Genomic DNA, 12,012 nt, shown 5'->3' with positions numbered 1-12,012 from the left:
AGAAGACCATGAGAGATTTCAAGGGCATGAAGCGCCAGCGCGGCCGCAACAATCGCGGCGGCGGCAACACCGGCGGCAAGCCTCAGCAGCACAACGCCAACCGGGCCTTCGATTCGAACGGCCCCGAAGGCGTGAAGGTGCGCGGCGCCGCCCAGGGCGTTTACGAGAAGTACCAGCAGCTGGCGCGCGATGCTTCGTCGTCCGGCGACCGGGTTCTGGCCGAGAACTACCTGCAGCACGCCGAGCACTATTTCCGCGTCCTGCGCGCCATCCAGCCGAATCGCCCTGTCAGCGACATCATCGGCAAGGACGCCTATTCGGCCTACGAGATCGACTTCGAGGCCGAGCCCGAAGACGCGCCGGAAGTCGCCGAGGCGCCCGCCGAGAGCAACGAGAACAGCGAGGGCGAAGGCCAGCGCGATGAGCGTCCTCGTGATCGCTTCGAGGGTCGCCAACGCGACGACCGCCCCCGGGATGACCGTCCGCGCGAAGATCGTCCCCGTTTCGACAACCAGGGTCAGGGCCAGGGTCAGGGCCGCCGCGACCGCTGGCGTGACCGTGACGACCGTCCTCGCGACGACCGTCCCCGGGATGACCGTCCCCGTGACGATCGCCCCCGTGACGACCGTCCTCGTGACGACCGCCCCCGTGACGATCGCCCGAGAGATGACCGTCCCCGGGAAGACCGCTTCCGCGACGACCGTCCTCGTGATGATCGTCCTCGTGATGATCGTCCTCGTGATGATCGTCCGCGGGAAGACCGTTTCCGTGACGATCGCCCCAGGGATGACCGTCCGCGCGAAGAGCGTCCGGCCGTCGTCGCCGAGGCCGCCGCCGAGGCGCCGGCCGAAGGTCGCCGCGAACGGGCTCCGCGCCGTGAGCGCGCGCCGCGTGACCGCAGCGACCGCGATCCGATGGCTGTGATCGAGCCGCAGGCCACGCCGCTGACCGACTCCGCCAGCGAGGGTTCGCCCATGCTGCGCGGCCAGGACGGCGCCGTCAGCCACGCCCCGGCCTTCCTGGGCCGCTCGTCCGCCGCCGTTGAGGCGCCCGCCGCCGCCGATGGCGACGAAATCAAGAAGCCCCGTCGCCGCCGCGCCCCGCGCAGCTTCGAGGGTGGCGAGGGTGCGTCCGCCGCGCCGGAGTCCGAAGAGGCGTAAATCCGCCCCTTCGCTGATCTTCAAAAGGAGCCGTGCAAACGGCTCCTTTTTCTTTGGGCGCTCAAGCCGCCTGCCGGGACCTCGAAGCGGTGGCGCTGTCCTCGGTCTGGAACTGGCCGATCAGGCGGGCCAATTCACGCGACTCGTTGGAGAGGTTGACGGCGGCGGCGCTGGCTTCTTCCACCATCGCGGCGTTCTGCTGGGTGACCTGGTCCATCTGGTTGACGGCGGTGTTGACCTCGGACAGGCCTCGGGCCTGCTCGCCGGAGGACTGGGCGATCTCGGAGATCAGCCCGTCGATGGCGCTGACCTTGGAGACGATGGCCGAAAGGGCTTCCCCGGTTTCGCCCACCAGTTTGACGCCGCGTCCGACCTGGGCGGTCGAGGTGGCGATCAGGGTCTTGATCTCCTTGGCGGCGTCGGCCGAGCGCTGGGCCAGGGCCCGCACTTCCTGGGCGACGACCGCGAAGCCGCGTCCCGCCTCACCGGCCCGCGCCGCCTCGACCCCGGCGTTGAGGGCCAGCAGGTTGGTCTGGAAGGCGATCTCGTCGATCACGCCGATGATCTGGGTGATCTGGCGCGAGGACCCCTCGATGGCGTCCATGGCCGACACGGCTTCGCGCACGACCTGACCCGACTTGTCGGCGTCCGTCCGGGCGTCGGATGCCGCGGTGGAGGCCTTTTTCGCGCCGTCGACGCTGCGCCTCACCGTCGCGGTGATCTGGTCCAGCGCCGCGGCGGTTTCTTCGAGGCTGGCGGCCTGCTGTTCCGTGCGACGGGCCAGATCGCTGGCGGCGGCGGCGACTTCCTGGGCTCCGCCCTCGACATTGTTGGTCGAGCCCAGGATCGCCGACATGGTCGCTTCCAGCGTGTCCATCGCCATGTTGAAGTCGCTGCGCACCTTTTCGAAGGTGAGCTCCAGAGGCCGCGCGATGCGATGGGTCAGGTTGTTTTTGGCCAGTTGATCGAGCGCGGCGGCGATCTCGTTGACGGCGGCGACCCTGCCGGTGACGTTGGTGGCGAACTTGACGACCTTCACGATCCGATGGTTCTGGTCGAAGATCGGGTTGTAGGAGGCCTGGATCCAGACCGGCCTGCCGCTCTTGCCAAGGCGCTTGAACTCCGCGGCGATAAATTCGCCGCCGTTCAGTTTTTGCCAGAAAGCGGCATAGTCGGCCGAGCGGGCATAGTCGGGTTCCACGAACATGCGGTGATGCTGGCCCTGGATCTCGGCCAGGCTGTAGCCCACGGTGTCGAGGAAGTTCTGGTTGGCGGTCAGGATCTGGCCGTCGGGCGTGAACTCGATGACCGCCTGGGCGCGCGAGATGGCGGTGTTGCGGCTTTCGAACTCGGCGGCGCGCAATTTCTCCTGGGTGATCACGGTCGCGACCTTGACCACCCGGGTCACCTTGCCGCCGGCGTTCTTGACCGGGTTGTAGGAGGCCTGGATCCAGACTTCCGCGCCGCCCTTGCCGATCCGCAGATATTCCTGGGCGTCAAACTCGCCCCGGCCCAGCTTGGCCCAGAAGTCGGCGTATTCGGCGGATCGGGCGTAGGCCGGATCGACGAAAAGGCTGTGGTGGCGGCCTTTGATCTCGCTCAGATCATAGCCCATCGCGTCGCAGAAATTGGCGTTGGCGGTGATGATCTTGCCGGAGGGGTCGAACTCGATAACGGCCAGGGCCCTGCCCAGGGCCGCGAGCGTTCCTTCGGCATCGGATTTGGAGCCAAATTTCAGACCGGCCATGGCGAAATTTTCCCAGTATTTTCCGCTGAAATCCTTGTTGGGCAATACCAGCTTCGGAGCAGTGGAAAGCAACGGTCAGTATTTTTTGGATTTATTAAAAGGAGGAAAATTTCGCCGCGCAGACAATCTCTGCGTCGAAATGACGCGCAACTTATGATGGCGGCCGCCGCCGAGTTGATACTTACCGGTTTCCATTTTTGGGATTTTTACTCTGTGGGCGATTTATCTTCCAAATCCGCCGGCCCGGCCTTCTGGGTGGGGTGGGTTTGAAACGGCGGGTTTTTCTGTATCAAGGCTGAAACAGACCTCGCCGGAGCCTCGACTTGCGCCGTTCCGTGTTCGCCGCCGCCCTTGTCCTTGCCGCGCCCCTGGCGGGCTGCGCCTACAACGCCGATCTGGGGCGCGACCAGCTGCTGATCGTCAACGACTCGGGCCTGGCCGCCCAGGGCGAGAAGGCGTGGGCCCAAACCCTGCGCACCGGCAACATCTCCAGCGACCCGCGCAGGAACGCGCGGGTGCGGGCGGTGGGCGAGCGGGTGGTGGCGGCGGCGGGACTGAATAACCGGCCCTGGGACTATGCCGTTCTGATCGACGAGGCGCCCAACGCCTTCGTGCTGCCCGGCGGCCATGTCGGGGTCACCGTGGGCCTGCTGGACATGGTCGACAACGACGACCAATTGGCCGCCGTGATTGGCCACGAGGCCGGCCATGTGGTCGCCCAGCATGCGGCCGAGCGCTACTCCCAGACCATGACCTCCAAGCTGCTGCTGGGTGTGGCCGGCGCGGCGGTCGGCAGCTCGACTGACCTTGGCCGGGGCCTGGGCTCCTATGGCGGCGACGCGACCAAGTACCTGTTCCTGCTGCCGTTCTCGCGCAAGCACGAGCTTGAGGCCGACCGCCTGGGCGTCGACTACATGCAGCGCGCGGGCTACAGGCCGGGCGAGGCCGTCACCCTGTGGCGCAAGATGCAGGCCCTGTCCCAGGCGGGCGGCGGGGCCTCCGGCCAGCTCGAAATCGCCTCGACCCATCCTTCGGACGCGTCGCGGATCGCCGCGCTCCAGGCCTATATTTCCGGCAAGGGTTGGTGACGCACCTCCGGAGCGGTCGATCGGCGCTGTAAGCAGGCGCTTATCCGCCGCGCCGTAAGCGCCCGGTCAATGGCCAGGGCGGCTGCCGCGCCGTTCCTGATCCCCGTCGCAACAGACGGAGGTTCCCATGCGCAGTCTCTACATCGCCATTCCCTTCCTGACCCTGGCCCTGGCCCAGCCGGCGCTGGCCCAGCCTCGGCTCGGCGAGGTGATCGGGCCGGACAGGGCCCGCGCCCAGGCCGCCCTCGGGGCTCAGGGCTATCGGCTCACCGAGTTTGAAGCCGAGCATGGGCGGCTGGAGATCAAGGCGGTCAAGGGCGAGGCCCGGCTGGAGATCCTGGCCGAGGAGAAGACCGGCAAGGTGCTGAAGGTCGAGGCCCGCAAGGGGCGGGGAGATCGCCAATGAGCGGCGCGGTTCCCGCAATACGACGTTGGGACCCCCTGGTGCGGATCACGCACTGGGGGATCGCGGCGGCCGTGGTCATCAACCGCCTGGTGACCGAAGGCGGGTCGCAGGCCCACGTCTGGATCGGTCTGGCCCTGGCCGCCCTGCTGGCCCTGCGTCTGGGGTGGGGCTTTGTCGGCCCGGTCGAGGCGCGGTTCACGTCCTTCCCGCCCAGTCCGCGCCGGGCGATCGAGCATGTGCAGGACATCCTGACCGGCCGCCATGTCTCCCACCGGTCGCACAATCCGCTGGGCGCCCTGATGGCCTATGCGCTGTGGGCCAGCCTGGCGGTGGTCATCGCCAGCGGCATCGCCATGACCGGCTTTCCGCCCCGGGTTCAGGCCGAGGAGGGCGATCGTCCGGCGGCCGCATCGACGGTCCTGATGGATGAGGACGATGAAGCCGGCGAGGGCGGCGAAAGCGAGGAGGGCGGGGAGATCGCCGAGGAGGTCCACGAGATCGCGGCCAACCTGCTCTTGGCCCTGGCGGCGCTGCATCTGCTCGGCGTCGCGTTCGAGACACGCCGCAGCGGTCGTCAGATCGTGCTGGCGATGATAGGCGGGAAGGGCAAGACAAAGGAGCCTTGATGGCCCACCACCCGACCCAGTCCCGCGCAGCCTTGGGAGATCGCCTGGCCCCGGCGGTCTCCTTCGTCGTCGCCGTGCAGGCGGTGGCGGCCGTGTTCTTCATCGGCGACGCCCTGGCCGATATCCGCAACGCGGGGCCCAGCCCCCATATCGTCATCGAGGCGGTCATCGCCCTGGCCCTGCTGGCCGGGGTGGCGGTCGGGGCTCTGCAGGTGCGGCGGATGTGGATGGAAGGCCGACGCCGGCAGGCGGCCCTGGCGGTGGCGGCCGGCGCGCTGAGCGAGGTCGCCGCCCAGAGGTTCCGCGACTGGCGCCTGACCCCTGCCGAGGCCGATGTGGCTGTGTTCGCGCTCAAGGGGTTCGACGTGGCCGAGATCGCGGTTCTGCGCGGCTCGGCCGCCGGCACGGTGCGGGCGCAACTGGCGCGCGTTTATGAGAAGGCCGGGGTCAATTCGCGCTCGGCCCTGGCCAGTCTGTTCCTGGAAGATCTGATGACCACGCCGGTGATTTCGGCCGACGCCTCTTAACCCGACGGTCAACCCTTGTGTGGCAAACTGGCCACACCTACATCCCTCGACGGGAAGCGTTGTGCTTGATCAAGGCGACGCGTCCCGATCCGCCTAGATAGGGGACATCATGAATATCGATCTGTATTCCGACCGCGCCAAACAGGCCGTCCAGTCCGCCCAGAGCCTGGCCTTGGCCCGAGGCCATCAGCAGTTCGCGCCCGAGCATCTGCTGAAGGTTCTGCTTGAGGAAAAGGACGGCCTCAGCCGCGCCCTGATCCAGAGCGCCGGCGGCCGACCCGACGCCGTGGACGCCGCCACCGAGGCCCTGCTGGCCAAGACCGCCCGCGTGGACGGGGCCGGTGGCCAGCTCTACATGAAGCCCGACACCGCTCGCGTGTTCGCGGAGGCCGAGAAGGGCGCAAAAGCGGCCGGCGACGCCTTCGTCACCACCGAGCGCCTGCTGATCGCCATCGCCAAGGAAGGCGCGGACGCCGCCAAGGTCCTGAAGGACGCCGGGGCCACGCCCAAGGCGCTGGAAGACGCCGCCAACGCCATCCGCAAGGGCCGCACCGCCGACAGCGCCAATGCCGAGGAAGGCTATGAGGCCCTCAAGCGCTATGCCCGCGACCTGACCGCCGCCGCCCGCGACGGCAAGCTGGACCCCGTGATCGGCCGCGACGAGGAAATCCGTCGCACGATCCAGGTCCTGTCGCGCCGCACAAAGAACAACCCCGTCCTGATCGGCGAACCCGGCGTCGGCAAGACCGCCATCGTCGAGGGCCTGGCCCTGCGCATCGTCAATGGCGACGTGCCCGAGAGCCTGAAGGACAAGAAGCTCCTGTCGCTCGACATGGGCAGCCTGATCGCCGGCGCGAAATATCGCGGCGAGTTCGAGGAGCGCCTGAAGGCGGTGCTCAACGAGGTCACGGCCGCCGAGGGCTCGATCATCCTGTTCATCGACGAGATGCACACCCTGGTCGGCGCCGGCAAGGGCGAGGGGGCTATGGACGCCTCCAACCTCTTGAAGCCCGCCCTGGCGCGCGGCGAGCTGCACTGCGTGGGCGCCACCACGCTCGATGAATACCGCAAGCACGTCGAGAAGGACGCGGCCCTGGCCCGCCGGTTCCAGCCGGTATTTGTCAGCGAGCCGACGGTGGAAGACACCGTCTCGATCCTGCGCGGCCTGAAGGAGAAGTACGAGGTCCACCACGGGGTGCGCATCTCGGACTCGGCCATCGTCGCCGCCGCCACGCTCAGCAACCGCTACATCGCCGACCGCTTCCTGCCCGACAAGGCGATCGACCTGATCGACGAGGCCTCGAGCCGCGTGCGGATGGCGATCGACTCCAAGCCCGAAGAACTGGACGAGATCGACCGCCGCCTGGTGCAGCTGAAGATCGAGCGCGAGGCCCTGAGCAAGGAAACCGACGCCGCCTCGCGCCAGCGCCTGGAAAAGCTGGAAGACGAGATCGACGATCTGCAGGGCCAGTCGGACGAGATCACCGCCCGCTGGAAGGCCGAGAAGGACAAGGTCGGCGGCGCCGCGCAGGCGCGTGAAGCCCTCGACCGCCTGCGCGCCGATCTGGCCACCGCCCAGCGCGCCGGCGACTTCGCCCGCGCCGGTCAGATCCAGTACGGCGAAATCCCCGCTCTGGAAGCCCGTCTGGCGGCGGCCGAGTCCGTCGACGGCGCGGCCCAGAAGTCGCTGACCCCCGAGGTCGTCGACGCCGAGCAGATCGCCGCCGTGGTCAGCCGCTGGACCGGGGTTCCGGTCGAGAAGATGCTGGAAGGCGAGCGCGAAAAGCTGCTGCAGATGGAGCTGGCCCTGCGCGCCCGCGTGGTGGGTCAGGACGAGGCCCTGGAAGCCGTGTCCGACGCGGTGCGCCGCGCGCGGGCCGGCCTGCAGGATCCCTCGCGTCCGATCGGCAGCTTCCTGTTCCTGGGCCCGACGGGCGTGGGCAAGACCGAGCTGACCAAGGCCCTGGCCGAGTTCATGTTCGCCGATGAGCACGCCATCACCCGGATGGACATGAGCGAGTACATGGAAAAGCACTCGGTCAGCCGCCTGATCGGGGCTCCCCCCGGCTATGTCGGCTACGATGAAGGCGGCGCGCTGACGGAAGCCGTGCGTCGGCGTCCGTATCAGGTCGTGCTGTTCGACGAGGTCGAGAAGGCCCACCCGGATGTCTTCAACGTGCTGCTGCAGGTTCTGGACGACGGTCGCCTGACCGACGGCCAGGGCCGCACGGTCGACTTCCGCAACACGCTGATCATCATGACCAGCAACCTCGGCTCCGAATTCCTGGCCAACCAGGAAGACGGGGAAGATGTGGACGCGGTGCGCCCGCAGGTGATGAACGTGGTGCGCGGCCACTTCCGGCCCGAGTTCCTGAACCGGATCGACGAGATCATCCTGTTCAAGCGGCTGGGCCGGGCCAACATGGCCGACATCGTCCGCATCCAGCTGCAACGTGTCGAGAAGCTGCTGACCGACCGCCGCATGACCCTGGCGATCGACCCCGAGGCGCTGCTGTGGCTGGGCGAAAAGGGCTACGACCCGGTCTATGGCGCGCGCCCGCTCAAGCGCGTCATCCAGAAGGACCTGGTCGACCCCATCGCCCGCCGCCTGCTGGCCGGCGAGCTGGAAGACGGCGGCGTGATCTCTGTCGGCGTCCAGGACGGGGCGCTGAAGATCGGCAAGGCCGTGCTGCAATAGGCGACGGCCCGGATTCCCCTCCTTCGCGGCGGCGCGGGGGAGGGGAATACCGTTATCTTACGTAAAAAATTCCGGGAACCCGATGACGGCTTCCGCATTTGCGCGGGGGTATAGAAGTCATTGATTCCTATGGCCAAGCTTGGCGCTAAAGCGGCCCAGAACAGGCCCCTTTTTTGCCCAGATATGCTGGCGGTTTCGTTGGCCGGCGCCCTTGCAGCGCCAGCGGATCAACGGACGAGACGACCAATCATGACAACAGCTCTCAAGACGCCCTCCTTCAGGATGATGACAGCCTGCGCTCTGGTGATGGGCGGCCTGGCCGTCAGCGGCTGCGCCACCAAGGACTATGTGAAGACCCAGGTCGGGGGCGTTCAGAGCCAGGTCACCCAGCAGGGCGTCCAGATCGGCGAACTGGACAAGACCTCTCGCGAGGCCCTCGACCGCGCCACCGCCGCCGGCAAGCTGGCCGAAGGCAAGTTCATGTACTCGATGGTGCTGAGCGACGACTCCGTGAAGTTCCCGGTCGACGCCGCCACCCTGTCGCCGGAAGCCGAGCAGCGGCTGACCGAGTTCTCCGAGAAGCTCAAGGGCGAGAACAAGAACGTCTATCTCGAGATTCAGGGCCACACCGACAATGTCGGCGATCCGGCCTATAACGACGGCCTGGGCGCCAAGCGCGCCGAGACGGTCCGCAAGTTCCTCAGCCAGCACGGCATCGCGCTGAACCGCATGGCCACCATCTCGTATGGCGAAGAAGCCCCGGTGGTCGCCAACGACACCCGCGAGAACCGCGCCCAGAACCGCCGCGTTGTGGTGATGGTGCTGTCCTAAAGCGGTTGCGCCGGCGCAGATGGCTCCGCGCCGGCGACGGCTCAGCCAGCCTTGAAACGGTCGGCCGGATAGCGGCGCGACAGGTTGGGGGCCAGCTTCAGGCGGGCGGCGTTATAGGCGTCGAAATCGGCCGGGTTGGGCAGCGACGGGATGGTGACCAGCTCGCCCTGGTCGAAGCCCGCCAGGGCGGCGTCGACCAGATCCGCGACCTCCATGACCGTCTCCGGGTCCATGGCGCTGATGTCGGCGCCCGAGCGCTCCCAGATCTCGGTCCGGGTGGCTCCGGGCAGCACGGCCTGTAGGCGCACGTTCGAGGCGCCGAACTCCTCGCGCAGGCCCTGGGTCAGATAGGTCACGAAGGCCTTGGTGGCGCCATAGACCGGCGACTTGAACTCGGGCATCAGGCCGACCACCGACGAGATATTGACGATCGTCCCACGGTCGCGCGGCACGAAGTTCGACGCGGCGGCGGCGGCCAGGCGGGTCACGGCGGTGACGTTCAGCTGGATCATGGTGTCCAGCCCGTCGCGATCGGCGGCGGCGAAGCCGCTGAAACCGGCCATGCCTGCGTTGTTGATCAGAACCTCGATCGACGGGTCGCTGGCGAGGCGCTCTTCCAGGGCCTTCAGGTCGGCCTTGCTGGTCAGGTCGGCGCGCAGAACCTCCACCTTGACGCCCGTCTCTGCGCGAAGGCGTTCGGCCAGGGCGGTGAGCCGCGCCTCGTCGCGCGCCACCAGAACCAGGTCGTAGCCGCGCTTGGCCAGGCGGTCGGCATAGACGGCGCCGATGCCGGTGGACGCGCCGGTGACCAGGGCCGCGCCCTTGGAAGTGGAAGTGCTCATCGTGGTGTTCCTCTAGGGTGACGCCGAGGCCCATGGTTCGGCTTGGACGATAGCTGGGAAGTAACTTGCAAATCGCAAGTGACATTCCTATTTTTCTCTCATGGCCAGATCCGAACGTCCTCCGACTCAATGTCCTGTCGGCCGCACCCTGGAATGGGTGGGCGACGCCTGGACCCTGCTGATCCTGCGCGACGCCTTTCATGGCCTGACCCGCTTTGACCAGTTCGAGAAAAGCCTGGGCGTCGCGCCCAATATCCTGACCAAGCGTCTGGCCGGTCTTGTCGAAAACGGTCTTGTCGAGAAGCGACGCTATAGCGAGCGGCCGCCACGCTACGAGTATCTGCTGACCCCGATGGGGCGGGACTTCCAACCGGTGCTGACCGCCCTGATGGTCTTCGGCAATCAGCATTGCGCGCCCGAGGGGCGGGCGTCCGTGCTGGTCGATGTCGAGACTGGCGCGGTGGCCGATCCGATCCTGGTCGACCGCCACAGCGGCAAACCCATAGACAGGGCGGGCTTCAAGCTGGCTGCGGGGCCGGCAGCGGGCGCCGATATGTTGGAACGAATGGCCTTCGTGGAAAGCAGAATGGGCTAGGCGGGCAGGCTAACCGCTTGCCGGGAACCTCGCCGGACGGCAACGTCGCGCCTTCGCGTTTCCGGAGTCGCCATGCGCCTGCCCCTCGTTCTCGCCGCCCCCGTTGTTGTCACGAGTCTGCTGCTGGCCACATCGACCCTGGCGGCGGAGGTTCCGGCCCCCTCGACCGACCAGCCGCTGCTGCGGGTGATCGCCGCCGACGTCGACGCCAAGGCGCTGGAAAGCACGATCCGCTCGCTGGTGGGGTTCGGCACCCGCCACACCCTGTCGGAGACAAAGTCCGACACCCGCGGCATCGGCGCCGCCCGCCGCTGGGTGAAGACGCGCTTCGAGGCCATCAGCAAGGATTGCGGTGGCTGCCTGACCATCGAGACCCCCTCCGACGTGGTCACTGGGCGCCGCGTGCCCCAGCCGACCGAGGTGATGAACGTTCTGGCCATCCAGAAGGGGACCACCGATCCGGACCGGGTGATCATCATCGCCGGCCACCTGGACAGCCGGGTCAGCGACGTCATCGACTTCACCAGCGACGCCCCCGGCGCCAATGACGACGCCTCGGGCGTGGCCGCGGTGATCGAGGCGGCGCGCATCCTGTCGAAACACAAGTTCCCCGCCACCCTGGTGTTCGCCGCGCTTTCTGGCGAGGAGCAGGGGCTGCTGGGCGGCAAGATCCTGGCCAACTACGCCCGCGCCAACGGCTGGAAGGTCGAGGCCGACCTGAACAACGACATCGTCGGCAACAGTCGCGGCCAGAGCGGGGTGATGAACAACACCCAGGTGCGGGTGTTCTCGGAAGGCACCAAGGCGGTCGAGACCCCCGAGCAGGCCAACAGCCGGCGCTATAATGGCGGCGAGGTCGACAGCCCGTCGCGCAACTTGGCCCGCTATCTGGACGGCCTGGCCGATCGCTACCTGACCAATTTCGACGTCGTGATGGTCTATCGCACCGATCGCTATGGTCGGGGCGGCGACCAGGTGCCGCTGCTGGAAGCCGGCTATCCGGCCGTGCGGGTGACCGAAGCCGCCGAAAACTATGACCGCCAGCACCAGAACCTGCGCACCGAGAACGGCCGGCCCTATGGCGATGTGATCGAGGGCGTGGACTTCGCCTATCTGGCCCAGGTGACCCGCCTGAACACCGTGGCCATGGCCAGCCTCGCCTCGGCGCCGGCTCCGCCTGCGGGCGTCAAGATCGAGGGCGCCGTCAGTCCCGACACCAAGGTTTCGTGGACCGCCACGCCGGGCGCCGCCGGTCACCGCGTCTGGTGGCGCGGCACGACCGATCCGACCTGGCGGTTCAATCGCTGGGCGCCGACGGGGACCTCGGCGGTGCTCAAGGACGTGGTGATCGACGACTGGTTCTTCGGCGTCTCGTCGGTAAGCCCGGACGGCTGGGAAAGCCCCGTCGTATTCCCGGGACCGGCGGGGTCGTTCGAGAGCCCGCCACCGGCGCCGACAGCGAAATAACGACAAACGCCCATCCCCATCGAGG

11 protein-coding genes are annotated in these 12,012 nt (G+C 67.5%); 9 read left to right on the top strand and 2 right to left on the bottom strand.

Features of this window, described 5'->3' with window-relative positions:
- The first annotated feature begins 8 nt into the window (after positions 1-8).
- The gene (locus tag ACW17V_RS15715; protein ID WP_492105993.1) at positions 9-1,160 is read left to right on the top strand and encodes a DUF4167 domain-containing protein; all 1,152 of its coding nucleotides are present in this window, start codon (positions 9-11) and stop codon (positions 1,158-1,160) included.
- A 61-nt stretch (positions 1,161-1,221) separates the two neighbouring features.
- On the opposite strand, the gene ACW17V_RS15710 is transcribed toward ACW17V_RS15715, so the two are convergent.
- Positions 1,222-2,907: a methyl-accepting chemotaxis protein gene (locus tag ACW17V_RS15710; RefSeq protein WP_492105992.1), complete on the bottom strand. Its 1,686-nt coding sequence runs from the start codon at positions 2,905-2,907 to the stop codon at positions 1,222-1,224.
- Positions 2,908-3,230: 323 nt separating this feature from the next.
- Between ACW17V_RS15710 and ACW17V_RS15705 the strand changes: the two genes are divergently transcribed.
- The 6 genes from ACW17V_RS15705 to ACW17V_RS15680 all read left to right on the top strand — a co-directional run bounded on the left by ACW17V_RS15705 (position 3,231) and on the right by ACW17V_RS15680 (position 9,083).
- On the top strand, positions 3,231-3,995 hold the full coding sequence (locus ACW17V_RS15705) for a M48 family metallopeptidase (protein WP_492105991.1): 765 nt from the start codon (positions 3,231-3,233) through the stop codon (positions 3,993-3,995).
- 127 nt (positions 3,996-4,122) lie between these two features.
- On the top strand, positions 4,123-4,401 hold the full coding sequence (locus ACW17V_RS15700; protein WP_492105990.1) for a PepSY domain-containing protein: 279 nt from the start codon (positions 4,123-4,125) through the stop codon (positions 4,399-4,401).
- Positions 4,398-5,027, top strand: coding sequence for a cytochrome b/b6 domain-containing protein (locus ACW17V_RS15695; RefSeq protein ID WP_492105989.1), 630 nt, complete (start codon positions 4,398-4,400; stop codon positions 5,025-5,027). Before ACW17V_RS15700 ends, ACW17V_RS15695 begins: the two co-directional genes overlap by 4 nt.
- Positions 5,027-5,554 carry a helix-turn-helix transcriptional regulator gene (locus tag ACW17V_RS15690; RefSeq protein ID WP_492105988.1) on the top strand — a complete coding sequence of 176 codons (528 nt, stop codon included), beginning with the start codon at positions 5,027-5,029 and terminating at the stop codon, positions 5,552-5,554. The genes ACW17V_RS15695 and ACW17V_RS15690 overlap by 1 nt, the downstream gene beginning before the upstream one ends.
- Before the next feature lie 109 nt (positions 5,555-5,663).
- Complete coding sequence (gene clpB, locus ACW17V_RS15685; protein WP_492105987.1) at positions 5,664-8,252, top strand: ATP-dependent chaperone ClpB; 2,589 nt, start codon at positions 5,664-5,666, stop codon at positions 8,250-8,252.
- Positions 8,253-8,501: 249 nt separating this feature from the next.
- Complete coding sequence (locus ACW17V_RS15680; protein ID WP_492105986.1) at positions 8,502-9,083, top strand: OmpA family protein; 582 nt, start codon at positions 8,502-8,504, stop codon at positions 9,081-9,083.
- A gap of 41 nt (positions 9,084-9,124) precedes the next feature.
- Here the strand turns inward: ACW17V_RS15680 and ACW17V_RS15675 are convergent, their stop codons facing one another.
- Positions 9,125-9,925: an SDR family NAD(P)-dependent oxidoreductase gene (locus ACW17V_RS15675; RefSeq protein WP_492105985.1), complete on the bottom strand. Its 801-nt coding sequence runs from the start codon at positions 9,923-9,925 to the stop codon at positions 9,125-9,127.
- A gap of 100 nt (positions 9,926-10,025) precedes the next feature.
- Between ACW17V_RS15675 and ACW17V_RS15670 the strand changes: the two genes are divergently transcribed.
- Together ACW17V_RS15670 and ACW17V_RS15665 are read left to right on the top strand one after the other, a co-directional pair.
- A complete protein-coding gene (locus ACW17V_RS15670; RefSeq protein WP_492105984.1) occupies positions 10,026-10,520 on the top strand; it encodes a winged helix-turn-helix transcriptional regulator in 495 nt (164 codons plus the stop codon).
- Between the two features lie 72 nt (positions 10,521-10,592).
- A complete protein-coding gene (locus ACW17V_RS15665; protein WP_492105983.1) occupies positions 10,593-11,987 on the top strand; it encodes a M20/M25/M40 family metallo-hydrolase in 1,395 nt (464 codons plus the stop codon).
- The last annotated feature ends 25 nt before the right edge of the window (positions 11,988-12,012 follow it).

The sequence above is a fragment of the Caulobacter sp. FV2ye17ST genome (assembly GCF_058680955.1).
This window is presented reverse-complemented; position numbering and strand designations above follow the sequence as displayed.